At 62.2% G+C, this 26,791-nt stretch carries 27 protein-coding genes and 1 other RNA gene; 12 read left to right on the top strand and 16 right to left on the bottom strand.

Annotation, left to right across the window (positions count from 1 at the left end; translation table 11 throughout):
- Positions 1 to 232: 232 nt before the first annotated feature.
- A complete protein-coding gene (locus GGI60_RS25530; protein WP_183919150.1) occupies positions 233 to 1,864 on the top strand; it encodes an MFS transporter in 1,632 nt (543 codons plus the stop codon).
- 8 nt (positions 1,865 to 1,872) lie between these two features.
- Complete coding sequence (locus tag GGI60_RS25525; protein WP_183919151.1) at positions 1,873 to 2,328, top strand: GNAT family N-acetyltransferase; 456 nt, start codon at positions 1,873 to 1,875, stop codon at positions 2,326 to 2,328.
- Between the two features lie 4 nt (positions 2,329 to 2,332).
- On the opposite strand, the gene GGI60_RS25520 is transcribed toward GGI60_RS25525, so the two are convergent.
- Both GGI60_RS25520 and recR read right to left on the bottom strand, forming a co-directional pair.
- On the bottom strand, positions 2,333 to 3,604 hold the full coding sequence (locus GGI60_RS25520) for a lytic murein transglycosylase (RefSeq protein WP_183919152.1): 1,272 nt from the start codon (positions 3,602 to 3,604) through the stop codon (positions 2,333 to 2,335).
- A gap of 185 nt (positions 3,605 to 3,789) precedes the next feature.
- Positions 3,790 to 4,395, bottom strand: a complete 606-nt coding sequence (gene recR / locus GGI60_RS25515; protein ID WP_183919153.1) for a recombination mediator RecR — start codon at positions 4,393 to 4,395, stop codon at positions 3,790 to 3,792.
- 57 nt (positions 4,396 to 4,452) lie between these two features.
- Between recR and GGI60_RS25510 the strand changes: the two genes are divergently transcribed.
- Positions 4,453 to 5,070: an MOSC domain-containing protein gene (locus tag GGI60_RS25510; RefSeq protein ID WP_183919154.1), complete on the top strand. Its 618-nt coding sequence runs from the start codon at positions 4,453 to 4,455 to the stop codon at positions 5,068 to 5,070.
- Positions 5,071 to 5,154: 84 nt separating this feature from the next.
- Here GGI60_RS25510 and GGI60_RS25505 read toward each other — a convergent pair whose 3' ends face one another.
- The 3 genes from GGI60_RS25505 to ffs form a co-directional block, all read right to left on the bottom strand.
- A complete protein-coding gene (locus GGI60_RS25505) occupies positions 5,155 to 5,478 on the bottom strand; it encodes a YbaB/EbfC family nucleoid-associated protein (protein ID WP_183919155.1) in 324 nt (107 codons plus the stop codon).
- Positions 5,479 to 5,500: 22 nt separating this feature from the next.
- Positions 5,501 to 7,372 (bottom strand): DNA polymerase III subunit gamma/tau, encoded by a 1,872-nt coding sequence (locus GGI60_RS25500; protein ID WP_183919156.1) that lies wholly within the window; start codon positions 7,370 to 7,372, stop codon positions 5,501 to 5,503.
- A gap of 44 nt (positions 7,373 to 7,416) precedes the next feature.
- An RNA gene (gene ffs / locus GGI60_RS25495) (signal recognition particle sRNA small type) lies at positions 7,417 to 7,513 on the bottom strand.
- Between the two features lie 88 nt (positions 7,514 to 7,601).
- Here ffs and GGI60_RS25490 point away from each other — a divergent pair.
- From GGI60_RS25490 to GGI60_RS25470, 5 genes are all read left to right on the top strand, one after another.
- Complete coding sequence (locus GGI60_RS25490; protein ID WP_183919157.1) at positions 7,602 to 8,012, top strand: HIT domain-containing protein; 411 nt, start codon at positions 7,602 to 7,604, stop codon at positions 8,010 to 8,012.
- Positions 8,009 to 8,968, top strand: coding sequence for an NAD(+) diphosphatase (gene nudC / locus GGI60_RS25485; RefSeq protein ID WP_183919158.1), 960 nt, complete (start codon positions 8,009 to 8,011; stop codon positions 8,966 to 8,968). The genes GGI60_RS25490 and nudC overlap by 4 nt, the downstream gene beginning before the upstream one ends.
- Positions 8,969 to 8,972: 4 nt before the next feature.
- Positions 8,973 to 9,668, top strand: a complete 696-nt coding sequence (locus GGI60_RS25480; RefSeq protein WP_183919159.1) for a YafY family protein — start codon at positions 8,973 to 8,975, stop codon at positions 9,666 to 9,668.
- Between the two features lie 72 nt (positions 9,669 to 9,740).
- Positions 9,741 to 10,001 carry a hypothetical protein gene (locus GGI60_RS25475; protein WP_183919160.1) on the top strand — a complete coding sequence of 87 codons (261 nt, stop codon included), beginning with the start codon at positions 9,741 to 9,743 and terminating at the stop codon, positions 9,999 to 10,001.
- Between the two features lie 124 nt (positions 10,002 to 10,125).
- Positions 10,126 to 10,494: a VOC family protein gene (locus GGI60_RS25470; RefSeq protein ID WP_183919161.1), complete on the top strand. Its 369-nt coding sequence runs from the start codon at positions 10,126 to 10,128 to the stop codon at positions 10,492 to 10,494.
- A gap of 67 nt (positions 10,495 to 10,561) precedes the next feature.
- On the opposite strand, the gene GGI60_RS25465 is transcribed toward GGI60_RS25470, so the two are convergent.
- Together GGI60_RS25465 and GGI60_RS25460 are read right to left on the bottom strand one after the other, a co-directional pair.
- The gene (locus tag GGI60_RS25465) at positions 10,562 to 11,416 is read right to left on the bottom strand and encodes a prephenate dehydratase (RefSeq protein ID WP_183919162.1); all 855 of its coding nucleotides are present in this window, start codon (positions 11,414 to 11,416) and stop codon (positions 10,562 to 10,564) included.
- Between the two features lie 10 nt (positions 11,417 to 11,426).
- Positions 11,427 to 12,182, bottom strand: a complete 756-nt coding sequence (locus GGI60_RS25460; RefSeq protein WP_183919163.1) for a 3-deoxy-manno-octulosonate cytidylyltransferase — start codon at positions 12,180 to 12,182, stop codon at positions 11,427 to 11,429.
- A 153-nt stretch (positions 12,183 to 12,335) separates the two neighbouring features.
- Here GGI60_RS25460 and GGI60_RS25455 point away from each other — a divergent pair, with 153 nt between their 5' ends.
- Positions 12,336 to 12,899 carry a cytochrome c family protein gene (locus GGI60_RS25455; protein ID WP_183919164.1) on the top strand — a complete coding sequence of 188 codons (564 nt, stop codon included), beginning with the start codon at positions 12,336 to 12,338 and terminating at the stop codon, positions 12,897 to 12,899.
- A 69-nt stretch (positions 12,900 to 12,968) separates the two neighbouring features.
- Here GGI60_RS25455 and GGI60_RS25450 read toward each other — a convergent pair whose 3' ends face one another.
- Entirely contained in the window at positions 12,969 to 13,916 is a 948-nt protein-coding gene (locus tag GGI60_RS25450) for an AEC family transporter (protein ID WP_183919165.1), read from the bottom strand.
- Positions 13,917 to 14,333: 417 nt separating this feature from the next.
- Here GGI60_RS25450 and GGI60_RS25445 point away from each other — a divergent pair, with 417 nt between their 5' ends.
- Positions 14,334 to 15,326, top strand: a complete 993-nt coding sequence (locus tag GGI60_RS25445) for an adenosine kinase (protein ID WP_183919166.1) — start codon at positions 14,334 to 14,336, stop codon at positions 15,324 to 15,326.
- Here GGI60_RS25445 and GGI60_RS25440 read toward each other — a convergent pair.
- The gene (locus tag GGI60_RS25440; protein WP_183919167.1) at positions 15,319 to 15,858 is read right to left on the bottom strand and encodes an SH3 domain-containing protein; all 540 of its coding nucleotides are present in this window, start codon (positions 15,856 to 15,858) and stop codon (positions 15,319 to 15,321) included. The two genes, GGI60_RS25445 and GGI60_RS25440, sit on opposite strands and share 8 nt — an antisense overlap.
- Positions 15,859 to 16,042: 184 nt before the next feature.
- On the opposite strand from GGI60_RS25440, the gene GGI60_RS25435 reads away from it, so the two are divergent.
- Positions 16,043 to 17,044 carry a D-glycerate dehydrogenase gene (locus GGI60_RS25435; RefSeq protein WP_183919168.1) on the top strand — a complete coding sequence of 334 codons (1,002 nt, stop codon included), beginning with the start codon at positions 16,043 to 16,045 and terminating at the stop codon, positions 17,042 to 17,044.
- Positions 17,045 to 17,065: 21 nt separating this feature from the next.
- On the opposite strand, the gene GGI60_RS25430 is transcribed toward GGI60_RS25435, so the two are convergent.
- The 3 genes from GGI60_RS25430 to recF are packed head-to-tail and all read right to left on the bottom strand — an operon-like array spanning position 17,066 to position 19,490.
- Positions 17,066 to 17,554 (bottom strand): GNAT family N-acetyltransferase, encoded by a 489-nt coding sequence (locus GGI60_RS25430; protein ID WP_183919169.1) that lies wholly within the window; start codon positions 17,552 to 17,554, stop codon positions 17,066 to 17,068.
- A complete protein-coding gene (locus GGI60_RS25425) occupies positions 17,551 to 18,369 on the bottom strand; it encodes a molybdopterin-synthase adenylyltransferase MoeB (RefSeq protein ID WP_183919170.1) in 819 nt (272 codons plus the stop codon). The genes GGI60_RS25430 and GGI60_RS25425 overlap by 4 nt, the downstream gene beginning before the upstream one ends.
- Entirely contained in the window at positions 18,366 to 19,490 is a 1,125-nt protein-coding gene (gene recF / locus GGI60_RS25420) for a DNA replication/repair protein RecF (RefSeq protein ID WP_183919171.1), read from the bottom strand. Before recF ends, GGI60_RS25425 begins: the two co-directional genes overlap by 4 nt.
- A 402-nt stretch (positions 19,491 to 19,892) precedes the next feature.
- On the opposite strand from recF, the gene GGI60_RS25415 reads away from it, so the two are divergent.
- A complete protein-coding gene (locus tag GGI60_RS25415; protein WP_097608092.1) occupies positions 19,893 to 20,261 on the top strand; it encodes a helix-turn-helix domain-containing protein in 369 nt (122 codons plus the stop codon).
- A gap of 117 nt (positions 20,262 to 20,378) precedes the next feature.
- On the opposite strand, the gene GGI60_RS25410 is transcribed toward GGI60_RS25415, so the two are convergent.
- From GGI60_RS25410 to GGI60_RS25395, 4 genes are all read right to left on the bottom strand, one after another.
- The gene (locus GGI60_RS25410) at positions 20,379 to 20,579 is read right to left on the bottom strand and encodes a hypothetical protein (protein ID WP_183919172.1); all 201 of its coding nucleotides are present in this window, start codon (positions 20,577 to 20,579) and stop codon (positions 20,379 to 20,381) included.
- 330 nt (positions 20,580 to 20,909) lie between these two features.
- Positions 20,910 to 22,037 (bottom strand): molecular chaperone DnaJ, encoded by a 1,128-nt coding sequence (gene dnaJ / locus GGI60_RS25405; protein ID WP_004672627.1) that lies wholly within the window; start codon positions 22,035 to 22,037, stop codon positions 20,910 to 20,912.
- Between the two features lie 85 nt (positions 22,038 to 22,122).
- Complete coding sequence (gene dnaK, locus GGI60_RS25400) at positions 22,123 to 24,039, bottom strand: molecular chaperone DnaK (RefSeq protein WP_097581291.1); 1,917 nt, start codon at positions 24,037 to 24,039, stop codon at positions 22,123 to 22,125.
- Between the two features lie 338 nt (positions 24,040 to 24,377).
- On the bottom strand, positions 24,378 to 26,705 hold the full coding sequence (locus tag GGI60_RS25395; protein ID WP_183919173.1) for a transglycosylase domain-containing protein: 2,328 nt from the start codon (positions 26,703 to 26,705) through the stop codon (positions 24,378 to 24,380).
- Between the last annotated feature and the right edge of the window lie 86 nt (positions 26,706 to 26,791).

Genomic DNA, 26,791 nt, shown 5'->3' with positions numbered 1-26,791 from the left:
TCGCAATTTCTGCTGTTCAGGCGATCGAGCTAATAAAAAAGAGCGGGTCCTTGCGGCCCACTCTTCATCAAGCGATCAAGAATTTGAGAGCCATATAGTCGGGTTTTTACGAAATTGCAAGGTCTACGACCGATTCCGCCAATTCGCCTCCGACAAGGCGAACGCGCCTATGGCCAGCGCCGGTCATGGGCATATATTGCCCGGCGGGGCAATGACAAAAGCGGGAGAAATCGTGGCGTACACTCCGTCGACATTGGCGCCTTTACGGCACGAGACTTATCGCGCCATATGGTTTGCGAGCCTTTCCTCGAATTTCGGCGGCTTGATCCAGGCGGTGGGTGCTGCCTGGATGATGACGACGATCACCGCTTCGGAGGATATGGTCGCGCTGGTGCAGACCTCGACGGCACTGCCGATCATGCTGTTTTCCCTGATATCGGGCGCGCTCGCCGACAATTACGACCGCCGCCGGGTGATGCTGACGGCGCAATGCATGATGCTGACGGTCTCAGGCCTGCTGACGGCCGCGGCGCTTCTCGGCTGGATCACGCCTTGGCTGCTGCTCTTCTTCACCTTCCTGATCGGCTGCGGCACGGCGCTCAACAATCCCTCCTGGCAGGCCTCGGTCGGCGACATGGTGCCGCGCGCCGATCTGCCGGGCGCCGTCACCCTGAACAGCATGGGCTTCAACATCACCCGCAGCGTCGGCCCGGCGATCGGCGGCGCCATCGTGGCGGCCGCCGGCGCCGCCGCGGCCTTTGCCGTCAACACGCTGAGTTATCTGCCACTGATCTACGCTTTGTCGCGTTGGCGGCCGAGCGCGCCGGTTTCGACCCTGCCGCGGGAGGCGCTCGCCAGCGCCATCTTCGCCGGCCTGCGATATGTCTCCATGTCGCCCAATCTCGAAAAGGTTCTCGTCAGGGGGCTTATCTTCGGCATCGGCGCCAGCTCGATCCTGGCGCTTCTGCCGGTTGTCGCGCTTGATCTGGTGGCCGGCGGACCGCTGACCTATGGCTTCATGCTCGGCGCTTTCGGCATCGGCGCGATCGGCGGCGCCGTGCTGAGTGCGAGAATTCGTCAGGCGTTTTCCGGCGAGACGATCATCCGCCTGGCCTTTGCCGGCTTTGCGCTCAGCGCCGTCATTGCGGCCGTCAGCCCGAGCGCCGTCCTCACCTCAGCCGGACTGCTCGTCGCCGGCGCCTGCTGGGTTTCGGCGCTGTCGCTTTTCAATACCATCGTCCAGCTCTCGACTCCGCGCTGGGTGGTGGGCCGCGCGCTGTCGCTCTACCAGACCGTCACCTTCGGCGGCATTGCCGGCGGCAGCTGGCTGTGGGGCGTTGCTGCCGATCGCTACGGCGTCGCCAACGCGCTGCTGACGTCATCCGTCGTCATGCTGCTCGGCATTGCGATCGGCCTGCGCTTTTCGATGCCGGCCTTCGCCTCGCTCAATCTGGATCCGCTGAACCGCTTCACCGCGCCGGCGCTCAGCCTCGACATCACGCCGCGCAGCGGTCCGATCGTCATCCAGGTCGACTACGAGATCGCCGACGACGATCTTGCGGAATTCATGACGTTGATGGGCGAGCGGCGGCGTATCCGCATCCGCGATGGCGCGCGGCACTGGGCGCTGATGCGCGATCTCGAAAATCCCGGGCTTTGGACCGAAACCTACAACACGCCGACCTGGGTCGAATATATCAGGCACAACCAGCGGCGCACGCAGGCCGATGCCGAAAATATCGACAGGCTACGCGCCCTTCACCGCGGCGAAGGTCCGCCGCATGTTCACCGGATGATCGAGCGTCAGGCCATCCCGCCCGGCGATGACGTCTTCCATAAGGCGCCGATCGATCTGCATCATTGAGGACAGGCATGTATAATTTCAGGCTCGCCCGCCAATCCGATCTTGCCGCCATCGTCCGGCTTTTGGCCGATGATGATCTCGGCAGCGCCAGGGAGATCGTTTCGGACCCTATCGATGCGAGTTATCTCTCGGCTTTCGCCGCGATCGAGGCGGATGCCAACCAGATGCTCGCCGTGGCAAGCGATGCGGACAATCAGGTTGTCGGCTGTCTGCAGCTGAGCTTCATTCCCGGCCTGTCGAGAACGGGCATGTGGCGCGGCCAGATCGAAAGCGTGCGAATCGCCCGGGGTTTGCGTGGCTCCGGCCTCGGCTCCGAATTCATCGAATGGGCGATCGCCCAGTGCGCCGAGCGGGGCTGCGGCCTCGTGCAGCTGACAACGGACAAGACGCGAGGGGATTCGATTCGCTTCTATGAAAAGCTCGGCTTCGTCGCGAGTCATGAAGGGCTAAAGCGCAGTCTCTGAAGCCTTACTTCAGGCTACCCTTCATCGTGGCTTCGGGAAAGCATGTCGGCTTCATGCCGTTCTTTGCCTGCCATTGGCCGATCGATCGGCGTGTCTTGTAGCCCGGCAGACCGTCGGAACCGCCGACATCGTAACCCTGCCGTTCGAGCGCCTTCTGCATGGCGGCGACATCCGAACGCAGCATCTTGCCGACATCGCCCCATCGGCCCTCAAAGGCGCCGCCGTTATAGCCGATCCGGTCGGCGAGATTGCCGATATAGAGCGCGTAGAGATCGGAATTATTATATTCCTTGATGATGTAAAAATTCGGCGTGACGATGAATTCCGGCCCGTCGCGGCCGGCCGGAACCAGCATCATGCTTTGGGTGTTCATCTCGCCCGAGGGGAAGTTCTTGCCGGAGATGCGCGCGATGCCGAGCGAGGCCCAATGCGACAGCGGCTTCGCGAGGTCTGGACCCTCTTGCGCGCAGGAGACCGCCTCCGGTATCGAAACCTCGAAGCCCCAGTCGCGATCGCGCTGCCAGCCTTTCTTGACTAGGTAATTGGCGATCGAGGCAAGCGTATCCGGCACCGAGGTCCAGATATTGCGGTGACCGTCGCCATCGAAATCCACCGCATATTTCAGATAGCTCGTCGGCATGAATTGTGGCTGGCCGAGCGCCCCGGCCCACGAGCTCTTGAATTCGGCGGGCGTCACGTCGCCGCCGTCGAGAATATGCAGCGCCGCCACCAGCTCGGTGCGGAACATTTCCTTGCGCGTCGACATGAAGGCCTTGGTTGCCAGCACCTCGACCGCCGAATTCGGTATCTTTGCCGCGCCGAAGCCCGTCTCCCGGCCCCAAATGGCAAGCACGATCGACCCCGGCACGCCGTAAGTCTTCTCGATCCGCTTCAGCGTCGAGCCATATTGCGCGGCAAAGCCGCGCCCGGTTGCGGCGAGCTTCTTCAGCCGGTCCTCGTTGAAATAGGGGCCAGGCGAGGAAAACTCCGCCTGTGTCTGTTTCTGCTCCTTGGGCGGCGGGAATCCCGGCGGAGCGAGATCCGGCAGGTTCCAGTTCAGCGTGACGCCTGAGAAGGCGGCCTTGAAAGTCTTCTCGGAAATGCCGCCCGCCTTGGCCTGCGGCCAGAGGTCCTTCTGCACCCAGCTCTCGAACTGGGCCTCGACATCGGCTTTCGATGGGGCTGCGTGGGAGGGGAGAGGAAGTAGGGCAGTCATCATCGCGAATGCGAGTATCCGCAGCCCTCGTGGAACACCCCCCTCTGTCCTGCCGGACATCTCCCCCACAGGGGGGGAGATCGGCTGGGGGCACGCTGTTACCCCAATCAAACGCGGCAGGGGACCGGAGCTGCTTGGCTCACGATCAAGATTTCGCAGGGCCGGTGCATCTTGCCGATCTCCCCCCTTGTGGCGGAGATGCCCGGCAAGGCAGAGGGGGGTGTGGCGCCGCATATACAAACCCCTCATATTACCGTCCGCGCCCGAAGGGCCGCCGCCAGCGTGCCCTCATCGAGATAGTCGAGCTCACCGCCGACCGGCACGCCATGCGCCAGCCGCGTGATCTTCACATCGAGCCCCTGCAACTGATCGGTGATGTAATGCGCCGTTGTCTGCCCCTCGACGGTGGCGTTGACGGCGATGATCAGTTCGCGGATGCCGCCGTCGCCGATCCGATCGATTAACCCGCGAATGTTGAGGTCATCAGGTCCGATCCCGTCGAGTGGTGACAGCGTGCCGCCGAGCACGTGGTAGGCGGCGTTCATCGCGCCCGCCCGTTCCAACGCCCAGAGGTCCGACACGTCTTCGACGACGATGATGACGGATTGATCACGCTGCGTGTCGGTGCAGACGGTGCAGGGGTCGACCGTATCGACATTGCCGCAGCGCGAGCAGATCTTCACCTTGTCATAGGCTTCGCCCATCGCGTTCGAGAGCGGCCCGAGCAACTGGTCCTTCTTCTTGATCAGATGCAACGCCGCCCGGCGGGCCGAGCGCGGCCCGAGGCCCGGCACCTTCGCCAGAAGCTGGATGAGTTTTTCGATTTCGGGGCCGGTGACTCGTTTTGCCATGCGCCGTTCTTAGCTGATATGCAACGAAAACGGAATCGCGGAAGGATCGGCCGTCCCATGAAAATACTGGCGCTCTGCACCGCCACTCCGGAGCGGCTGCCCGGCAAGAGCTACAAGACCGGCATCTTCAAACACGCCGTCAACGGCGCCGTGATGATCGATGCCGAGGGACTGGTCGGCGACGCGATCTGCAACCGCAAACACCATGGCGGCGTCGATCAGGCTGTCTATATCGAGGGCTCGCTGACGCTTGACTGGTGGGCAAACGAGATCGGCCGGCCCTATGAGCCCGGCGCCTTCGGCGAAAACATGCTGATTTCGGATCTGGACAACCGCGATGTTGCCGTCGGTGACCGCTTCATATCAGGCGATCTCGTCCTCGAAGTCACAGCATGCCGCATCCCCTGCGCCACCTTCGCAGCCAGGATGGCCGATCCGAAATTCGTCAAGCGCTATACCGATGCCGCCCGCCCCGGCATCTATTGTCGCGTCATCCGCAGCGGCATCGCCGAAGCCGGAATGCCGGTGGAGCATCAGTCTTTTGGCGGCGACAAAGTCACAATGCCGGAGCTGATGGAAAATTTCGGTCGACGGCTTTCGGAGGCCGACCGGGCGCGATATCTCGCTGCCCCTATTCACTACAAGCTGCGAGCGATGTTGGAAGCGCAGCGTTAGGCGCCAGTTTCACCTGTGCATCGCGAACGCGATTGTCACATCGCCCATCGCAACAGCGGTGAAATGGAAGATCGATTGCCTGGATTAAAACGGCAGCTTGAAGCCGGGCGGGATCGGCAGGCCGGCGGTCAGCGCCTTGGTCTTTTCGGCGGCGAGCGCTTCGGCCTTGTCCTTGGCGTCCTTGTGGGCGGCGACGATCAGGTCCTCGAGGATCTCAACATCGTCTTCCTTGAACAGCGACGGATCGATCTTCAGGCTCTTCAGGTCGCCCTTGCCTGAGATGACGACGGTGACGAGGCCGCCGCCGGCCTTGCCTTCGGCCGAGAGCTCGGCGATCTCCGCCTGCATCTGCTCCATCTTGGCCTGCATTTCCTTGACTTTGCCCATCATGCCCATGATGTCGCGCATCGTCTCGCTCCTTCTTGAAACTCTAGAATTCTAGGTCGTCGCCCGGCAGGATGTCGCCTTCTTCGGATTCGGCGGCGGCAGGCGGTGTCGCCTCTTCCGCTTCCTCCTGCGGCGTCGGCGCCCTGATGCGCACGTCGATAATCTTCGCGCCCGGAAACTGCGCAAGAATAGCCGCGACATCGGGGTCCTGGCGCGCATCGCTGACCCGCTGTTGCTGCGCCTTGGCTTCCGCCTCCACCATCGTCGGTCCGCCTTCTTCGCGGCTGGTGCTGACGATCCAGTGGATGCCTGTCCATTCCTTCAGTTTGACGGCAAGCTCGTTCAGCAGCGTGCCTGGCGCGCCCTCGGTGAGGTTCACGTCCAGCCGCCCGGGCTCGATGCGCACGGGCCGCACGAAGTTGCGCACCAGCGCCTTCAGCTTGACGTCCCGCTTTTCGGCCGCGAGGTCGACGATATCGCCGATCGAATTGACTGGGACCAGCGGCTTCGGCGCTTCAGCTGGCTTCGTCTCGACGCGGCCGATTGTCTGCGGTTCCGGATTGGGGACGGCGCGCAGCATCGCGGTCGGCCCTGAGGGCTGCGGCCGCAGTGTCGGCTCCGGCGCCCGCGCCGCGACGCTGCTCTGATAGGGAATCCGTGTTCCGTTGCCGCTACTGCCGCCGGAAGGCGGGGAGGAGGGGCGCGCGCCGGCACCGTCGCCGGAAAATTCGGCAAGCCGCCGCGCCGCATCCTCGGGCGCCGGCAGATGCGCGGCATGCGCCAGCCGGATCAGCACCATTTCGGCTGCCCCTGCCGTGCGCGACGAGCCTTCCGTTTCCGGAATCCCCTTCAGCAGCATCTGCCAGATGCGCGACAGCGTCGTCACCGCCACACCCTTGGCGAACTCCGCCGCCTTGGTGCGTTCAATTTCGCTGAGGGAGGGGTCGTTTGCCGCATCCGGCACATATTTTAGCCGCGTCACCAGATGGGTGAAATCGGCAAGATCGGTTAGCACGACCACCGGATTGGCGCCGGCCTCGTACTGGCTCTGGAATTCTCCGAGGGCGCCGGCGACATCGCCTTTGACGATATGCTGGAAGAGATCGACGATCCGGGCGCGATCGGCAAGGCCGAGCATGCCGCGCACGGCTTCGGCCTGCACGGCGCCGGCGCCATGGGCGATCGCCTGATCGAGCAGCGACAGGCCATCGCGCGCCGAGCCTTCGGCAGCGCGTGCGATCATCGCCAGCGCGTCCGCTTCCGCCTCGATACCCTCCTTGGCAGCAATCGTCGTAAACAGCCCGACGAGGTCCGAGGCGCTGATGCGGCGCAGGTCGAAGCGCTGGCAGCGCGACAGCACGGTGATCGGCACTTTGCGGATTTCGGTGGTGGCGAAGATGAATTTCACATGTTCCGGCGGCTCTTCCAACGTCTTCAACAAACCGTTGAAGGCCTGCGTCGACAGCATGTGCACTTCGTCGATGATATAGACCTTGTAGCGCGCCGAAACCGGCCGGTAGCGCACCTGCTCGATGATCTCTCTTATATCGTCGATGCCGGTATGGGAGGCGGCATCCATTTCGATCACGTCGACATGGCGGCCTTCCATGATCGCCTGGCAATGTTCGCCGGGTACGCGCAGGTCGATCGTCGGCTTGTCGATCTCTGCCGTCTTGTAATTCAGCGCCCGCGCCAGGATGCGCGCCGTCGTCGTCTTGCCGACACCGCGTACGCCGGTCAGCATATAGGCCTGCGCGATGCGGCCAGTCTCGAAGGCGTTGGTCAGCGTGCGGACCATCGGCTCCTGGCCGACCATCAGGTCCGTGAAATCCTTGGGGCGGTATTTGCGAGCCAGCACCCGGTATCCGGTGCCCGTCGAGGCGGCATCTTTTGATTGTCGCTCGGTGTCGCTCATCGCCCTGCTTGTCGCCCGGATGCCGGGCACTTCGTAAAGAGAAGGTGGGAGGCTGGCACGATGACCCGTGCCGGGCTCGTTAGGGCTGCTTCCTTCCGGACCTGACCCGGTTGGCGAGTGGCTCGTCCACCACCAACCTCCCGGATGCACATATCGGCAATATCGTCATCAAAAGCAAGCCAACATGATAAAAAACTGCTAGTCCTTGGAAAAGACAGGAGGAATGCCCTTGAACGGCTTTATGCTCGACCCCCGGCTGGAAAACGACAGCACCAGCGTCATGGTCACGGGCCTCTGTGATCTGAGATTGTCGAGAGATGCCCGCTGGCCCTGGCTCATTCTCGTGCCGCGCCGAGCCGATATCACCGAAATCTTCGAGCTGACGCCGCTCGACCAGGTGCTGCTCGCTTTCGAGACGGAGCTCACCGCCAAGGCGCTCAAAGAGATCACCGGCGCGACAAAAATCAATATCGGGGCTCTTGGCAACATCGTCCGCCAGCTTCATGTTCATGTCATTGCCCGCTTCGAAGGCGATGCCAACTGGCCGGGTCCCGTCTGGGGTTTCGGGCGGGCAGAGCCCTACGAGGACGGAAGGAGAGACGAATTGACAGCGAAGCTGCGGGAAACCCTTTCATCATGAGCCATTCGCTTTTTGATTCAGATGTGCCGCATCCGGAACCCAGCAATCTCACGGCCTTTGCCGGCAACGACCTCAATCGCGATTCCGAACATCGCGACGAACACTCCGTCGAAAAGGCGCTGGCGAGGGAAGGTACGCATATTTTCGCCTTCGCCAACGACAAGCTGGTGCTGAAGCATGACGGCCAGGTGCTCGATCCGCTTTTTGCCCGCTACGAGCTGCAGGAGCTTCGGCCGAATTGGGACGAGACGGTGCTTCTCGGCTATCGAAAGAGCGGCGAGCCCCGCCTCGCCGTTCCCGTCGGCATCGACGTCGAGGATCTCGCCAGCCAGTACAAGCCCGCCGACGGCCGCACGCTGTTTCGCGAGATGCTGATCGATGAGGTGTTGCTCGGCGAATTCGCCCAGGCTGCAAGCCTCATTCGCTGGAACGGCGATAATCGCTTCTGCGGCCGCTGCGGCGCGGCAATGGAAATTCATATCGGCGGTTACAAGCGTGTCTGTGCCGCCTGCGAGCACATGATCTTTCCCCGCACCGATCCCGTCGTCATCATGCTGACGGTCGATGAGAGCCGCGACCTCTGCCTGCTCGGCCGCAGTCCGCATTTTGCGCCGGGCATGTATTCCTGTCTTGCTGGCTTTGTCGAACCCGGCGAGACCATCGAGAACGCTGTGCGCCGCGAAACGCTGGAAGAGTCAGGCATCCGCACCGGCCGTATCCGCTATCACGCCTCGCAGCCCTGGCCGATGCCGCATTCGCTGATGATCGGCTGTTACGCGGAGGCGAAATCCACCGAGATCAAGCGCGATGAGACGGAGCTCGAGGATTGCCGCTGGTTCACCCGCGAGGAAACGCTCGAGATGCTGGAGCGCCCAGGCGCCAACGGCAAGGCCTCGCCGCCGAAAGGCGCGATCGCCCACCGCCTGATGCGCGACTGGGTGGAGTGGAAGCGCTAGTGCCATGCCGGTCGCCCGTTCGGAACGGCTCCTGACGCTGCTCCAAACGCTTCGGCGTTATCGCAGGCCGGTGACCGGCACTGTGCTCGCTCAGGAGACCGGCGTCAGCCTGCGGACCCTCTATCGCGATATCGCCAGCCTGCAGGCCCAGGGCGCGATGATCGAAGGCGAAGCCGGCCTTGGTTATGTGCTGAAGCCCGGTTTCATGCTGCCGCCGATGATGTTTTCCGAGGAAGAGCTGGAAGCTCTGGTGCTCGGCTCGCGCTGGGTCGCCCGCGCCGCCGAGCCGCGCCTTGCCGGCGCCGGTGCCGATGCACTGGCCAAGATCGCTGCCGTACTGCCGGCCGATTTGCGTGAGATGATCGATTCGGCCGCTCTTTTCGTCGGCCCCAAACGCCGCGATGAGGATAGCGCAGATGTTTCGGCTATCCGCAGGGCGATCCGGCTGGAGCGTATTCTCGAACTGCATTACGGCGACGAGCAGGGCCGGATCTCGCGCCGCCGCGTCTGGCCTTTCGCGCTCGGCTATTTCGAGCACGTGCGCGTCCTCATGGCCTGGTGCGAGTTGCGCCAGGATTTTCGCCATTTCCGCACCGATCGCATCATCGACATGGCACTGCATGAGGTGCGTTATCCGCGCCGCCGCACGGTGCTTCTCAAGGAGTGGCGCGAGACGCAGGACGTGCCGATCGAGAGGTGATCGCTGCTGCCATAAACTGTCAGCAGTTGGCGTTATGATCAGTCTCAATCCATTACGGAAGGAGTACTGATCATGGTAACGCCTCCAATCATTCAGCAGGCCGGCGACCGCTTCGCCACCAATAGCTTTGCCGACATTATTTCGGCCGAAACTTTCGCTGATGGCCGGCAGTCGGTCCGCTTCGGCCTGCTGCAGTTCGCCATCGGCCTTTTCCAGATCTGCGGGGGAAGCCGCCTCAAACTCGACGTTGAGGCGACACCTGACTACATGAAGCGCGACCTCGGCTTCATGGACGGGCGCAACCCGCGCCATGAAGACTGTTTCCCGCTCTAAGCCGCTTCATCATCGACATTCCGCCCGACAAAACCGGGCGTTGCTTCGGCAACGCCCGCCGCATCCTCCTGTCTTATATTGGCAGCAGGGGGTCATCAGCATGTCACACCAAGGGAGAACCGAAATGACCAGCCCCAATCTGATTATCCTTTACGTCAAGGATCCTGGCGAGAGCGCCGGCTTTTACCGAAACCTCCTGAACCGCGAACCGGCTGTGGAGGCGCCGAATTTCGTCGCCTTTCCGCTGGATGGCGGTTTCACCCTCGGCCTTTGGCGGCGCAGCAAGGTCGAGCCGCAACCCTCCGCGATCGGCAATCGCGGCGAAGTGGCCTTCATGGTGGCGGGGGAAAATGCCGTCGCCAAGCAATACGAGGACTGGCGCCAGCGGGGCCTGCCGATCGCCCAGGAGCTGACAGAGCTGGATTTTGGCCCGACCTTCGTCGTGCTTGATCCCGATGGCCATCGGTTGCGGGTTTGTGAGCCGGACAAATAATACGTGCGAGGTCTGTTCATGCACGTCGCCGGAAGTATCAGCTCCCGGCGACGTGCACGACAAAGAGCTAAAGCAGGCCTCGCATCGCATGCCCCTTGTAGACGCCGAGGATCCGCACCTTCTCGGAGAAGAAACGCAGTTCCTCCAAGGCTCGGCGAACGTTCGGATCGTTCGGATGGCCTTCGATATCGGCGTAGAACTGCGTCGCCACGAATTTTCCGCCGAGCTGGTAGCTTTCCAGTTTCGTCATGTTGATGTTGTTAGTGGCAAAGCCGCCGAGCGCCTTGTAGAGCGCGGCCGGAATATTGCGGACGTTGAACACGAAGGTGGTGACGACCTTTTCTTCCGCCGAATTGCGCTGCGCCCATTCCTCGTCACGCGAGAGCACGACGAAGCGGGTGACGTTGTTTTCCGTATCCTCGACATTTTCGGCGACGATCTCGAGCCCGTAGAGATCGGCGGCAAGGCGCGGCGCGAGCGCGGCCATCGTCCGGTCGCCGGTTTCCTTCACGAGCTTGGCCGCCCCGGCCGTATCGCCGGCGATGACGGGCTTCCAGCCATGGGCGCGCACGATCTTGCGGCACTGGCCGAGCGCATGGATATGGCTGTGCACTGTGCGGATTTCGTCCTTGGTCACTCCGGGCAGCACCATCAGCTGGAAGCGGATCGGCATAAAATATTCGCCGATGATGTGCAGCCGCGATTCCGGCAGCAAGTGATGGATATCGGCAACGCGGCCGGCAATGGTGTTTTCGATCGGGATCATGGCGATATCGGCGTCGCCGTTGTCGACGGCGGTGAACGCATCCTCGAACGTCTGGCACGGCAGCGGTTCCATGGTCGGAAACATGTCGCGGCTGGCCATGTCGGAATTGGCGCCGAACTCGCCTTGGAAGGCGATCCTGTTGGTCTTGATGTTCATGATGGTTCCGTCAGTTCGACTTTGCGGAGAGGATGCGCCGCGCCTTTTCAAGGTCGGCGGGAGTATCGACACCGAGCGGAACCGTGTCAACGATCTCCACGTCGATGCGCATACCGGCCTCCAGCGCCCGCAGCTGCTCCAGCGATTCTCGCCTCTCGAGCGTCGATGGGCCGAGCGAGACAAATCGCTCCAGCGCCGCACGCCGATAGGCATATAGGCCGATATGGTGATAGAGCGGCCCCTTGCCGTAAGGTGCTGTCGCGCGCGTGAAGTAGAGGGCGTGCAGACGGGTGTCGGAGACGGGCGAACCGACGATCTTGACGATATGCGACGCGGTCTTGTCGTCCTCATCGTCGATTTCGGTCGTCAGCGTGCCGATATCGACCGCCTCGTTCTCGAGCGGGCGCAGAGCCGCGCGCACGGTTTCCGCATCGATCGTCGGCAGGTCGCCCTGGACGTTGACGATGATTTTCGCTTTCCCGTCCGGATCGACCTTGGTCAGCGCTTCGAAGATGCGGTCGGAACCCGATTGATGGTCACTGCTGGTCATGACGACGTCGAAGCCGGCGGCAGAAACGGCATCGAACACCTGTTGATCGTCGACGGCGACGACCACGCGGCCGATGGCTGCCTCTTTGGCGCGCATCGCCACCTGCACGATCATCGGCAGTCCGCAAATATCGGCGAGCGGCTTGCCCGGAAGCCGGGTGGAGGCCATGCGTGCCGGGATCAATACCAGCACCTCGTCTAAATTTGAATCACTCATGGTTCGGGCCTTCTATTCCGGGCTGAAAAGTGTCAAAAAGTCTCACGCATAAGACCATTTAGACAGTTGCAACGATCAGTCAAAAGACATAGGTTCCGCGCGATTTCAAGATGGTCCGGTTCTGGTCTGCCGGCTGCAAGGGGAGCATTGCAGATGAATTCATACGTCAATACGGCCGTGGGAGCGCTGCTCGGAACGATTTTCGTTCTGATGTCGGTCTCCATCGCGTCCGAGGGGATCTTCCATTCCGAAGCGCCGGAAAAGGAAGGTTTCGCGATCGTTGCCGAAGAGGCGCCCGCCGCCGGCGGCGAAGCTGCGCCTGCCGCTGCCGTTCCGATCGCGCAATTGCTCGCTTCTGCAGATGCCAAGGCCGGTGAAGCGGTCTTCAAGAAGTGTCAGGCCTGTCATGACGGCACCAAAGGGGGGCCGAACAAGGTCGGTCCTAACCTCTTTGGTGTCGTAGATCGCCCGATCGCCTCGCATGAAGGCTTCGCCTATTCCGCTGCCATGAAGGATTTTTCCAAGGGCAGCAGCGAGAAGTGGACCTTCGAGAACCTCAACAAGTTCCTGCTGGCGCCGAAGAAGGATGTGCCGGGCACTGCGATGGGCTTCGCAGGCCTGGCGAAGGATCAGGACCGCGCCAACGTCATCCTCTACCTGCACACGCTTTCCGATTCGCCGGTGCCGCTGCCGGATCCGAAAACCGCGACGCAGTGAAGCGAAGCGCCATTGCATGACCATCGAAGCCCGGCCGCAAGCCGGGCTTTTGTTGTTGATGGCGCAGGTTCAGGCGCCGAGGAAATAAGCCCAGAGCGAAACGGTGATGGCGCCGAGCGCCGTCGTCACTGAGATCGTCGAGGCGGCGAGGCTGTGCCCGACGCCGAAACGATTGGCGATCAGCCAGGCATTGACGCCTGTCGGCACGGAGGAGGTCAGCACGATCGCCGCCGTCCATTCTGGGCTGAGACCGAGGAGACGACTCGCCGTCCAGACGCAGCCGGGCAGCAGCAGCAGCTTGAGACTTGAGGTGACGCTGGCGATGCCGAGATTGCCGGAGACGCCGTATCTCTCCAGCGCCATGCCGAGCGAAATCAGCGCCGCCGGACCGGCTATGCCCGCGATCTGGCCGACGACCGATGCCACCGCAGTCGGCATGGTGAGGCCGGAAAGATGCATGGCCATGCCGGCCGCAAGGCCGATCACCAGCGGATTGCGAATGAGATTGATGGCGATCTGGCGCAGCACGAAGACCATGCTGCGGTCGCTTTTGCCGGCGATCTTTCGTTCGGCGTGCTCCATCAAAACCGTGCCGGCGACCATCATCACGGGCAAATGCACGGCAAGCAGGATCGACAACGCCACCAGCCCTTCGTCACCAATGGTCCGCTGGACGAGCGGCAGTCCGATGAAAACATTGTTGGCGAAGGCCGAGGAAACGCCGGCCAGCACGCCGATCCGTTCGTCGCGGTTAAACAGGCGGGTGGCGGCGACATGGCCGGCCGTCCAGGTGATGGCGACGCCGGAGAAATAGACGATCCAGAGCCGGAAGGGTGAAGCGCCATGGAAATCCGCCTCGGCGATGGTGCGGAAGAGCAATAGCGGCACGGCAATCTTGAAGACGAATTCGCTGAGCGCATCGCCGACATTTGATGCCATCAAGCCGCTGCGAACGATTACCCAGCCTATGAGGATCAGGATGAAGATGGGAAGGACGTCGAGAATGATGGCTGACATGAGGGAGGATGCTCTGCGGGGAGGGAGTATCCGAGGTCTAGCAGCAAAAGGTGGCGTTGAAAACGCAATCAGTATCAAGCCGCGGATGGAGTGTATCCACACGCAAAAAAAGCGGGCATGGCCCGCTTTTCCGCTCCGGCCTTGCCGGATATCCGGATCGCGAAGCTGCCAGTTCATCCGTGGTCAGCACCGCGCCGGTAAGATCGAAGGGATCATCCCTCGTCGCCCGGCTGCAACCGAAAGCTGCTCATGCCGGTCTTCTGGCGAGCATTTGTAGGTTTCGAAAATGACAGGGGCATGACGAATAAGCGGCACTTTTGCGAAGAATAGAGACGCCTTTCACCATTTATCCTTCCAAACGGCCGAAATTTCGCTAAGACCGAACCCTGATATCACAAATCCGGGACTCCCCATTTCATGACTAGATTCGATGTTCTGACAGTCGGCAACGCGATCGTGGATATCATTGCCCGCTGCGACGACCAGTTCCTCATTGATAACAAGATCACCAAGGCGGCGATGAACCTCATCGATGCCGAGCGCGCCGAACTTCTGTATTCGCGCATGGGGCCGGCACTCGAAGCCTCCGGCGGCAGCGCCGGCAATACGGCGGCCGGCGTCGCGAATCTCGGCGGCAAGGCTGCCTATTTCGGTAATGTCGCCGCAGATCAGCTCGGCGACATTTTCACCCACGACATTCGCGCCCAGGGCGTCCACTATCAGACCCGTCCCAAGGGCGCCTTCCCGCCGACGGCGCGTTCGATGATCTTCGTCACCGAAGACGGCGAACGTTCGATGAATACCTATCTCGGCGCCTGCGTCGAACTCGGCCCTGAGGACGTCGAGGCCGATGTCGTTGCCGACGCCAAGGTCACCTATTTCGAAGGTTATCTCTGGGATCCGCCGCGGGCCAAGGAGGCTATTCGCGACTGCGCCCGCATCGCCCATGAAAACGGCCGCGAAATGTCGATGACGCTGTCCGACAGTTTCTGCGTCGACCGTTATCGCGGCGAGTTCCTCGATCTGATGCGCTCCGGCACGGTCGATATCGTCTTCGCCAATCGCCAGGAAGCGCTGTCGCTTTACGAGACCGAAGACTTCGAAGAGGCGCTGAACAGGATTGCCGCCGACTGCAAGATCGCCGCCGTGACGATGAGCGAGCATGGCGCCGTCATCCTGAAGGGCCGCGAGCGTTATTACGTCGATGCGATCCGGATCAGGGAAGTTGTGGACACTACCGGCGCCGGCGACCTTTTTGCCTCCGGCTTCCTCTACGGCTATACGCAGGGACGGTCCCTGGAAGATTGCGGCAAGCTCGGCTGCCTCGCTGCCGGCATTGTCATCCAGCAGATCGGCCCGCGTCCGATGACCTCGCTCAACGAAGCCGCCAAGCAGGCAGGGCTTATTTGAAGGCTTCGCCGGGATAGGCGCCCCAGATTTCTGATTGTGCCACCCAACCGGTGGCGCCGTCGGTTTCGGCGCGGCACCAGTCGCCGTTGCATTCGCCGATCGTCAGCATCACGCCGGGTTCCAGCTTGGCGATGATCGAGGCGGAGGGCTGCGCCTCGCGACGCAGGTTGACGAAGACGCCCTTGCCCTTCGTCTTCATCCAGGGCGCGGCGATCGCCGCGCGCTGGCCGGAGAGCAGCGACTGGTTGACCCAGCCTTCGGTGCCGTCGGCATCACGGATGCGGCGCCAGTTGTCGTATTCCTGGATGATTTCCACCGGCAGGCCGGATTTCAGATACATCCATGAAACCGCGTAATCCGTTCCCGGGCCGATGCGCAGGTTGACGCGCTTGGATTTCAGCGTGACGAAGCGCGGTAATGGCAGGCCGCTCGGTCCCTTGGCCGCCTGAGCATGGGCAAATTCGACGGGGCCGAGCGATGCGGCCAGAGCGATCGCGAAGGCGAGACAGGACTTCAGGACTTTGCTGCGCATGGAAGCTTCCGTTTGCTCGAATTCACGGGCAGGCTCGCCTGCACGCTGTCCGGGTTGTGATATTCGCCGGCTGCACCACGAGTTTTGTTTGTCTTCGCGTGCGGGTCTGGTAGAAATTGCCCGGAATGAGAAAATTATCACCCCTCTTGGTTAAAGACCTCTGAACAAGGCACCGCAGGCAGCCATGACAGCGAAGAAAAAACCGAAGGTCTACATCACCCGCAAGCTGCCCGATGCCGTCGAAACCCGCATGCGCGAGCTCTTCGACGCCGAGTTGAACATCGATGACGCGCCGCGCTCCGTGCCCGAACTTGTCGCCGCGGTCCGCACCGCCGACGTGCTGGTGCCGACGGTCACCGATCGCATCGACGCGGCGTTGATCGATGCGGCCGGCCCGCAGATGAAGCTGATTGCGAGCTTCTCCAACGGCACCGACCATATCGATGTCGAGGCGGCGGCGCGCAAGGGCATCACCGTCACCAACACGCCGAACGTCCTGACCGAGGATACCGCCGACATGACGATGGCGCTCATTCTCGCGGTGCCGAGACGGCTCGGCGAAGGGGCGCGGGTGCTGACCGACAAGCCGGGCGAGTGGGCCGGCTGGTCTCCAACCTGGATGCTCGGCCGGCGCATTCACGGCAAGCGCATCGGCATCGTCGGCATGGGTCGCATCGGCACGGCGGTCGCACGCCGCGCCAAGTCTTTCGGCCTGTCGATCCATTACCACAACCGAAAGCGTGTTAATCCGGGCGTCGAGGACGAGTTGGAGGCGACCTATTGGGAAAGCCTCGACCAGATGCTCGCCCGCGTCGACATCGTCTCGGTCAATTGCCCGTCGACGCCGGCAACCTTTCATCTGATCTCGGCACGTCGCCTCGCGCTGCTGCAGCCGACCGCCTATCTCGTCAACACCGCCCGCGGCGACGTGGTCGACGAAAGCGCGCTGATCAAAAGCCTGAGGGAGGGCAAGATCGCCGGCGCCGGCCTCGACGTCTTCGAAAACGAACCGGCCGTCAACCCGAAGCTCGTCAAGCTCGCCAATGAGGGCAAGGTCGTGCTGCTGCCGCATATGAGCTCGGCGACGATCGAAGGCCGCATCGATATGGGCGATAAGGTGATCATCAATATCCGCACCTTCATCGACGGCCACAGGCCGCCGAACCGGGTGCTGCCCGGGCGTTGAAGGCCGCCGCGTCGGGCCGCTTCAGACGGCGCGAATCGCTGGCGCAAGGACCTTCCGCATCTCGATAAAGGTCGTCCTGGCAAAACCGGGATGGGCCTTCTCGGCGGTTTTCGAAAATCCCCAGGCGGCAAAGACGGCGTGATTGTCGGTAAGCTCGATCCGTGTCTCCAGCCGCAAGGCGGCAAGGCCGAGCGCTGAAGCCGTGTCCTCCGCGATCGCTAACAACCGCCGGCCGAGGCCCTGGCCTTGCGCCGCCGGCAGAACGGCAAGCTTGCCGACATAGAGGCAATCGGCCTCCGGTCGCAGGAAAATGCAACCGATCAGGCGGCCATCGTCGATCGCGACATGGCCGATCTCGGCTTCGGCCTTTGCTGCCAGCGCTCGCGCTGTCAGATTGAGTGCCGACGATGGCGGGTCGATCTTGCCATTCATCGAGGCGAAGGCGGTCAGGATGAGAGTGAGCAGCTCGTCCCAGCGCGTGAAGCTCGCGTCGAGGCGGATGATCGTCATCCCGCCTGCCTCGCGCGGCGGCGCTTATAACGCACCGTTTCGAAGCGCGCCGACAGAGCGTCGTAAAGCAGAAGCCGCCCGACCAGCGGTTCGCCGGCTCCGGTGACGAGCTTGATTGCCTCCATTGCCATCATCGTGCCGATGACGCCGGTGAGCGCGCCGATAATGCCGGCTTCGGCGCAGGAAGGGATCAGTCCAGCCGGAGGGGCCTCGGGAAACAGGTCGCGGTAGCCCGGGTTGAGCATCCCGTCCTCGGCCGTCTCATAGGGTTTCATTACCGTCAGGGAACCGTCGAAACGACCGACGGCGCCGGTGACGAGCGGGATACGCGCCTCTTCCGCCGCGTCGGCGGCAGCATAACGTGTATCGAAATTGTCGGAGCCGTCGATCAGGAGGTCGAAGCCGGACAATTGACGGCGGGCGGTGTCCTGAGAGAAGCGCTCCTCGAAGCGGACGAGCCGGATATGCGGGTTGAGTCTCGCGATCGCCAAGGCGGCGCTCTCCGTCTTCAGCTCGCCGATCGTGCCGGAATCATGGATCACTTGGCGCTGCAGGTTCGAGAGGGAAACCCGGTCGTCGTCGACGATGCCGAGCGTGCCGACGCCGGCCGCGGCCAGATATTGCAGGATCGGCGCACCGAGGCCGCCGGCGCCAATTACCAGCACGCGGGCGGCCTTCAGCTTCTGCTGGCCCGCGCCGCCGATTTCAGGGAGCAGGATGTGGCGGTGATAGCGTGCGATTTCATCAGGGCTGAGCGGTTCCATGGTGGTGACCTTATCATAGCGCCCGACGCCGGGAAAAGCCGCCTCCGTCATTCGAACACCCGGCCATCGGCCACGGTGAAGACCTGCGCCCTGTCGCCCAGCGCCGAGAACATCGCGCGATCCGTGCCCGTCATGAAAGCCTGGCCGCCCAGGCCATCGATGAGGTCAAACAGTGCGGCGCGGCGACCCTCGTCGAGATGCGCCGCAATCTCGTCGAGCAGCAGGATCGGCGCGTGGCCGGTGAGATTGCCGACCAGCCGGGCATGGGCAAGCACCAGGCCGACGAGCAGCGCTTTCTGCTCACCGGTCGAGCAACGCTCCGCCTCCATCGCCTTTTCGCGGTGGTGGACGATGAGATCGGCCCGGTGCGGCCCGTCCAGCGTGCGCCCCGCGCCGGCATCCCGATACCGGCTCTCCGCCAGCATCGCCGCATATTCGTCCTCGAGATCGACCGAGGGGCGAGAGAACTGGCCGTCCATGAAGCCTGAAAGCTGCAGCGATGCCGAAGGAAAGGGCGAGTTCTCCGGCCTTTCCTCGATCAGCCGGGTGAGCAGGCCGAGCATTTCCTGTCGGGCGAGCGCCATGGCAATGCCGAGGCTTGCCATTTGCTCCTCGATGCCGGCAAGCCAGGAAGGGTCGAAACGGCCTTCATCAAGCAATTTGTTGCGGCTGCGCATGGCGCGCTCGAAATCGCTGGCGCGGCGGCCATGGGCGGGATCGAGCGACAGCACCAGCCGGTCGAGAAAGCGTCGGCGGTCAGAGGAGGCGCCGGTAAAGAGCCCGTCCATCGCCGGTGTCAGCCAGAGAAGGCGCAGATGGTCTGTCAGTTCGTCGGCAGTTTTTGCCGCGGTACCGTTTATCCGCAGCCTGCGGGTGGTGGTCTCCTCCCCCGCGTCAATGCCGGTGCCGATCTCGACTTCGCCCTCCATGCCGTCAAGCGCGGCAAAGATCGAAAAACCGCCGGCCGCGCCGACGCGGGTAATATCGCTATAGGCGGCGCGGCGAAGCCCCCGGCCCGGCGAAAGCAGCGAGACCGCCTCCATGAGATTGGTCTTGCCCGCACCGTTGTTTCCCGTCAGCACCGCATGCCGGCCGTCGAGGATGAGGCTCACCGCAGCATAGTTACGGAAGTCTGTCAGCTTCAGACGGGAAAGAGAAACCTTGTGCGGCATCGCATGTCCGGGTTTGTGAAGCCTGACAGCTATGCCGAAGCGGCGTCGATAGCAAGGCTTGCGGCTCGGCTGCCACGGATCACGCGTAAAATACCTGGGCGGTATTTCCGCATGCTCGCGTCAATGAGGCTCTGATTCCGGAACCGTGCGGTACTTTTTTCTGACATTTCCTAAAAATACAACCGCGTCGAAGCGGCCCGCCCCATCGCGTCCTCGGCCGCCGAAAGCCATCGATATTGCTATCACACCGCCTGGATACTAAGGGCTTTGCCTCATTGTTTCGAGGCCGCGGACGTAACGTAATGCCCAGAAAAAGTCGGTTGAATTTTGCAACTATCCGGTTGAGTTATGCGGCTGAGACGTTATGGTAAACGAACCGTTTGCGTATGAGAGAATGACGAAGTGCCAGATCCGGTTGATATTATCGTTGGTCGCAACATAAGACAGCTTCGCGCCCTTCGCCGGGTTTCCCAGCTCGAACTCGGTGAAGCCCTTGGACTGACCTTCCAGCAGATTCAGAAATACGAAAAGGGGACGAACCGGGTTTCCGCCAGCAAATTGCACCAGATCGCGGTTTTTCTCGATGTCGAAATCTCGGTTCTTTTCGAGGGCGCCGACATGCCGCAATTCGGCAGCCGCATTGAGCTCAGCCCTGACGCCTATGCGCTTGCCCTGAGTTACGACAAGCTGAATTCACCGGCGGGCAAGGAAGCAGTCAAAACCATTCTCACGCTCATAAGCAGTGGGCAGGCTGCCGAAACCGCCGCGTGATTCCGCCAGGAAATTAGCTTTATCGCAACCAATACGATCTGCTTAAGCTTCGCGCTTGGGCAAGCCACTGCATGAACACTGGGGGCGCCGCTCAGCCGTTCGCGTTCGTTAGGCTTTTCAGTGAAATTCGCGCTCGTGCAATGCCGTCAGCAGCTCGTCCTGCGTCTGGTGGCCGGCGTGATACAGGTCGATCGCGATACTGGCGATCGAAAGGCCCTGCTGGCTGCGAAGCTTGATGTTGCGCTCGGCGCACCATGTGTAAATGGCGCCGGCGAGAACGTCGACATCGTCGTGCTGAGAGGAGAAGGCTGGCGCCATGATAGTTACTCTTGCTCTGGTTATTCCCCGACGGAACGCCGCCGCCCGCAGGAGGGCTAAGGACGCTCCATCAATCTATCTGCGCCTGATCCGAAGGCCGATTCCGGTCCTCGGATTATTCGCTGGCGACAGAGACTGAATTCATTTGGAAAACTTGCAAGCGCCATTATCCGGCTGCGTTAACGCAAGTTGACTTACGTTTCGTCGTCGTCTCAATGCGGCACAATTCGCCCGACATATCCGGTGAATGTGCCAAAACGGGTCGTCGCTGCGACGAGAAAAGCCGGGGACGCGTGCCCCGGCTTTTGAAACGGCAATCCGGATCGCGGCTTAGCCTTCGAAGAATTCCTTCATCCGGGCAAAGAAGCCGGTCGATTCCGGATTGTTCTCCTTGGAGGAAATCTGCTCGAATTCCTGCAGCAGCTCGCGCTGGCGTTTGGTCAGCTTTTGCGGTGTCTCGATCTGGATCTGGATGTAGAGGTCGCCCGTCTGCGCCGAACGCAGCACCGGCATGCCCTTGCTCTTGAGGCGAAATTGTTTGCCCGCCTGCGTGCCCTCAGGCACGGTCACCCGCGATTTGGTGCCGTCGAGCGTCGCCACGTCGAAGGTCCCGCCGAGAGCCGCCGTCGTCATCGAGATGGGGACGGCGCAATAAAGATCGGCTCCGTCGCGCTGGTAGAATTCATGCGGCTTCACCGACAGGAAAATATAGAGATCGCCCGCTGGTCCGCCGCGAGCGCCGGCTTCGCCCTCGCCCTGCAGGCGGATGCGCGTACCATCTTCGATGCCGGCGGGAATGTTGACCGAAAGCGAACGCTCCTCCGTCACCCGGCCCTGGCCATGGCACTTCGGGCAGGGATCGGGAATGATCTGACCGCGGCCGTGGCAGGTCGGGCAGGTCCGCTCGATCGAGAAGAAGCCCTGAGCGGCGCGCACGCGACCCGACCCCTGGCAGGTGCCGCAATTCTTCGGCTGCGTGCCGGGCTTGGCGCCCGATCCCGAACAGACATCGCAGGTGATCGAGGTGGGAACGCGGATCTGCGCCGTCTTTCCAGAAAAGGCCTCTTCCAGCGTTATTTCCATATTGTAGCGAAGATCGGCGCCGCGCTCGCGCCCGCCCGATGAGCGCTGGCGCGCCCGTCCGCCACCCATCATCTCGCCGAAAATATCCTCGAAAATGTCGGAGAAGCCGCCGCCGGCAAAACCGCCGCCACCGCCGCCCATGCCGCCGTGCTCGAAGGCCGCATGGCCGTAGCGATCATAGGCTGCCCGCTTCTGCGGGTCCTTGAGCATCTCGTAGGCTTCGTTGATTTCCTTGAACTTCCGCTCGGCGTCCTTGTCATCCGGGTTCTTGTCCGGATGGTATTTCATCGCCAGCTTTCGGAAGGCGCTCTTCAGCTCTTTCTCGTCCGCCGACTTGGCTACACCCAGAGTTTCGTAAAAGTCCGCTTTTGCCATTAAGGATTAAACCCCGGAAATGGATTTCCGGCTGCCATGGTGAGCAGCCGGATCAAGTGTTGAAGCATTACCACGCCGCCGCGAATTACGCGGACTTCTTGCGGTCGTCGTCCTTGATTTCCTCGTAGTCGGCGTCGACGACATTGTCGCCGCCTTCCGCGGAGGCATCGGCAGCAGCGCCTCCTTCGGCCTGCTGTGCTTCATAAATCGCCTGGCCGAGCTTCATCGACACTTCCATCAGCGTCTGGGTCTTGGCCTTGATGTCGTCGGCATCCGGTTCGGATGCTTCCGATGCCGTCTTCAGCGCGGCGATCGCATCCGAAATCGCGGTGCGGTCGGTTTCCGAGACCTTGTCGCCGTAATCCTTCAGCGACTTTTCCGTCGAGTGAATTAGGCTTTCGGCCTGGTTCTTGGCTTCCACGGCCTCGCGGCGCTTCTTGTCTTCGGCCGCGTGCGACTCGGCATCCTTGACCATCTTCTCGATGTCGGCGTCGGAGAGGCCGCCGGAGGCCTGGATGCGGATCTGCTGTTCCTTGCCCGTGCCCTTGTCCTTGGCCGAAACCTGGACGATGCCGTTGGCGTCGATGTCGAAGGTCACTTCGATCTGCGGCACGCCGCGCGGCGACGGCGGCAGGCCGACAAGGTCGAACTGGCCGAGCAGCTTGTTGTCGGCAGCCATTTCGCGCTCGCCCTGCGAGACGCGGATGGTGACGGCCTGCTGGTTGTCTTCGGCGGTCGAGAAGGTCTGGCTCTTCTTCGTCGGGATCGTCGTGTTGCGCTCGATCAGGCGGGTGAAGACACCGCCGAGCGTTTCGATGCCGAGCGACAGCGGCGTCACGTCGAGGAGCAGAACGTCCTTGACGTCGCCCTGGAGAACGCCGGCCTGGATGGCGGCGCCGAGAGCGACGACTTCATCCGGGTTGACGCCCTTGTGCGGCTCCTTGCCGAACAGCTGCTTGACGACTTCCTGCACCTTCGGCATGCGGCTCATGCCGCCGACGAGAACGACTTCGTCGATTTCGGCAGCGGTGACGCCGGCATCCTTGAGAGCGGCCTTGCACGGCGCGATCGTGCGCTGGACGAGATCGTCGACCAGGCTTTCGAGCTTGGCGCGGGTCAGCTTCAGCGTCAGGTGTTTCGGGCCGGAGGCGTCAGCGGTGATGAACGGCAGATTGATTTCGGTCTGCTGCGAGGACGACAGCTCGATCTTTGCCTTTTCCGCGGCTTCCTTGAGGCGCTGCAGGGCAAGCTTGTCGTTCTTCAGGTCAATGCCGTTGTCCTTCTTGAACTCGGCAACGAGATATTCGACGAGACGCATGTCGAAGTCTTCACCGCCGAGGAAGGTATCGCCGTTGGTGGACTTCACTTCGAAGACGCCGTCGCCGATCTCGAGGATCGAAATATCGAAGGTGCCGCCGCCAAGGTCGTAGACGGCGATCGTCTTGCCTTCTTTTTTGTCGAGGCCGTAGGCGAGAGCGGCAGCGGTCGGCTCGTTGATGATGCGCAGCACTTCAAGGCCGGCGATCTTGCCGGCATCCTTGGTTGCCTGGCGCTGCGCGTCGTTGAAATAGGCCGGAACGGTGATGACCGCCTTCTCGACCTTTTCGCCGAGATAGGATTCGGCGGTTTCCTTCATCTTCTGAAGGATCATCGCGGAAATCTGTGCGGGCGAGTAGCCCTTGCCATTGGCTTCGACCCAGGCGTCACCATTGTCGCCCTTGACGATGCTGAAAGGAACGAGATGCTTGTCCTTCTCGACGGTCGGATCTTCGTAGCGGCGGCCGATCAGGCGCTTCACCGCAAAGAGCGTGTTCGTCGGGTTGGTGACCGCCTGGCGCTTGGCCGGCTGGCCGACGAGGCGTTCGCCATCATCGGAAAAAGCCACCATGGAAGGGGTCGTGCGCGCACCTTCCGCATTCTCGATGACCTTCGCGTCTTTGCCGTCCATGACTGCGACGCAGGAATTCGTCGTTCCGAGGTCGATACCAATTACTTTTGCCATGTCATTCTCTCCTTGAAGCAAGCTGTCGGAACCCCCAGAAGGCATTTCCCTGACAGCCCCTTACGGGATGGGTCTACTTAAGATTACGCAATCGTGATTGCGGTGATGCGGCGTATATAAGGAGCGGTTTTCTGGACTGCAAGGCGGGAAATCGCCAGGAATCCAGCAAAACGAATGTGTTGTCTCCAATTTTGCCGGTCGCCGGGAAAGAGGTCCGTCCATATCAGGAAAGCGGCTGATTTCTGAGTACGTCCCGCAGAATGTACAGCGGTTTTGCGACTGGAAGAACGCGCTCCACTTTAAGGGATCAGCCTTGCGCCGGGTATACCGCAAGGTTCTCACTGGCCCATGATCAAATCGAGCAGGGTGGTGCGTCGCGGCTGCACGGAAGAGGTCGTCTGCGGCGCCCCGACATCGCCGGGCGGCACCACGTTTCCGTACCCGCCCCCGTCGCCTTCGGCAATGTCGGCAGGCGGAACCGGACCGTTTCCTGACAGCGCGGTTTGCTGCCGGACGGGCGCCTGCGGATAGCGGTTGGCATTCTCGTTACCACCGAAGACACCGGAAATGATGCCGCCGATCGTGGTGGATGGCGGCGCTTCGGCCGTGACCGGCTGCCCGCCGTCCGGTGCCGTCTGCGCCATCGGCTGGCCGCTGTTCTGATCGCCGATCAGCTGGCCGTTGCCGAAGAGCGGCGCCGGCGAAAGACCCTTGTGGGCGGCGATCATGAATTCCTTCCAGGCCTTGGCCGGCAGGCCGCCGCCGGTCACCTTCTTCATCGGCTTGCCGTCGTCATTGCCGAACCAGACGCCTGTCGTGAGGTTGCTGGTGAAGCCGACGAAGAGCGCGTCGCGTGAATTCTGCGTCGTGCCTGTCTTCCCCGCCGCCTGCCAGCCGGGGATCTTGGCGCTCTTGCCGGTGCCGTTGTCGATGACGCCCATCATCATCGCGTCCATCTCGGCGGCGATCTGCTCTGACAGCACACGCGGCGGGCTGTCATAGGTATTTTCGTAAAGAACCTTGCCGTCTGCGGTCGTCACCCGGCGGATGACGTGCGGCGTCGCCTTGTAGCCGCCGTTCATGAAGGCGGCATAGGAGGCGGTGAGCTCCATCAGCGACACTTCCGACGTGCCGAGCGCAATCGAGGCGTTCGGCTGCAGCTCGCTTTCGATGCCGAGCCGATGGGCAAGCTTGATCACCTGGTCGGGCCCGTCATACATCACCAGCTGCGCGGCAACCGTGTTCAGCGACTTGGAAAGCGCCGTGGCAAGCGTCACTTCGCCATTGTATTTCTTCTCGTAATTCTCCGGCGTCCAGTCGCCGATGCGGATCGGCGCGTCGTTGAACACCGAAAAGGGCGTCAGCCCCTTTTCCAGCGCTGCGGCATAGACGAAAGGCTTGAACGAGGATCCCGGCTGGCGTTTGGCCTTGACGGCGCGGTTGAACTGGCTCGTTGCATAGTCCCGGCCGCCGACCAGCGCCCGGATTGCGCCGGTGCCATCGATCGAGACGAGTGCTGCCTGCGAGGCGTCGAGCTTGCCGCCTTCCTTGTCGAGCACATCGACCAGCGATTGCTCGGCCTTTTTTTCCAATGACTTGTCGATGGTCGTATCGACGATGACGTCTTCCTTGACGTCGCCGATCAGGCCCGGCAGTTCATCCATCACCATGTCGGCGACATAATGTCCGGCGCCCGACCAGTAACTCTTGGCCGAAGCCGGGGTCTGCGACATCGCGGTCTTGACCTCGGAATCGGTGATGAAACCCTGTTCGCGCATCGCCGCGAGCACGAGCTGGGCGCGTGCGTTCGCGGCTTCGGCGTCGCGGGCCGGCGAAAGCCGCGACGGCGCCTTGAGCAGGCCGGCCAGCACCGCGGCCTCGCCAAGGTTCACGTCGCGCGCCGATTTGTTGAAGTAGCGGCGTGACGCCGCTTCGACGCCATAGGCGTTCGATCCGAAGAACACACGATTGAGATACATCGCAAGGATCTGGTCCTTGGTGTATTTCTGCTCCAACCAGAGGGCGAGCAGTACCTCTTGCACCTTGCGCTCCAGCGTTCTCTCGGGAGAGAGGAAGAGGTTCTTGGCAAGCTGCTGCGTCAGCGTCGAGCCGCCCTGCACCATGTGGCCGGCCGTAAAATTGGTGACGATCGCCCGGCCGAGGCCGAGCGGATCGACGCCGAAATGCGAATAAAAACGCCGATCTTCGATGGCGATAACGGCCTCGGGAATATAGGGCGACATGTTTTCGAGCGATAGCGCCTCACCGCCGGTGGCGCCGCGATTGGCGATGACGCTGCCGTCGACGGCGGTGATCTTGACGTTCGGCGGCCGCTCGGGAATTGCCCATGTGCTGGCGCTCGGCATACGCGAACCATAATAGACCACAAGCCCGGCAACGCCGATGCCGGCCCAGATGAAAAGCACGACGCACCAATAGACCGCACGGCGCAGAAAGCCGAAAAAGCCGCCGCCTTCACGCTCGCGCGGCTCGCGCCGCCGCTGGCGGGCGGCACGCTGCGCTGGAGGTCTGGAACCGCCGCGCCGCGCCGATCTGCTGCCGACGACGCGGTCATCGGCATCGAGCGAAAATTCGTCATCGTCGCGGACCGGGCGGCCGCTGAAGGACGGTTCTATTCTGTCGCTTGATCTGCCTCTGCCTGCCATTGCCGACCGGTCGCATCCCCTGTTCGATCGCGAAGCCCACTTCGCATAACGGCGCCCCTGCAGCGCCTCGTGTCCTTCCGGACGCG

Origin of the sequence: Rhizobium lentis (assembly GCF_014200175.1) — a bacterium.
Classification (GTDB): Bacteria; Pseudomonadota; Alphaproteobacteria; order Rhizobiales; family Rhizobiaceae; genus Rhizobium; species Rhizobium mulingense.
The sequence above is the reverse complement of the archived record's forward strand: the minus strand, read 5'-3'. Positions and strand labels throughout refer to the sequence as shown.